A 525-nucleotide genomic window follows, 5' to 3' on the forward strand; every position below is an offset into this window, starting at 1 on the left:
CGATCTAGTCCGTAACGACTTGGCCACAGTCTGTGCATGACGCGAGCGGGGCGCTCCCCAGCACTCGCCTAGGTCGCGCCACCGGGCGCCAATGGAAGCCCATTCGCATCCTCACGCGACCGATGATGAAGAACTCGGGTCGCCCATCATCAGCGACTCCGAGCGCCTCACGCAGCTTGAGCAGCTTCGCAAGGGTGTCCGGGCCGTTCAGCACCCAGACACGCGCATCATCGATGGTCTCGAGGATCTCGCGACGCCACTTGTAGACCAGGTGTGGCGGTGCGATCACCAGGAAGCGTCGGTCGCCCTGGGCATGACAGATCGCCGCGGTGGCGATCGCCATGATGGTCTTCCCCGTGCCCATCTCAGCGTTGAGGATGGCGGCAGGCTCGTGCCGGTCGTGCAGAAGGGCCGACACCGCCTGCACCGCCTCCGCTTGAGCAGGGAACGGTCGACGCTTCAAGCCATCCATCACAGCCTGCCGTCGAGCGTCCGGCGCCCCGTCATAGACGGGGGGAGCCGTTC

The 525-nt window shown here is 65.7% G+C and carries 1 protein-coding gene; it reads right to left on the minus strand.

Features of this window, described 5'->3' with window-relative positions; genetic code table 11:
* Nucleotides 1-4 precede the first annotated feature (4 nt).
* A partial coding sequence (locus tag ACGTN6_RS21040; protein ID WP_444875046.1) for a DEAD/DEAH box helicase family protein occupies nucleotides 5-525 on the minus strand: 521 nt, incomplete at its 5' end.

Origin of the sequence: Halomonas sp. B23F22_20, from assembly GCF_043496985.1 — a bacterium.
In the GTDB taxonomy this organism is placed as follows: Bacteria; Pseudomonadota; Gammaproteobacteria; order Pseudomonadales; family Halomonadaceae; genus Halomonas.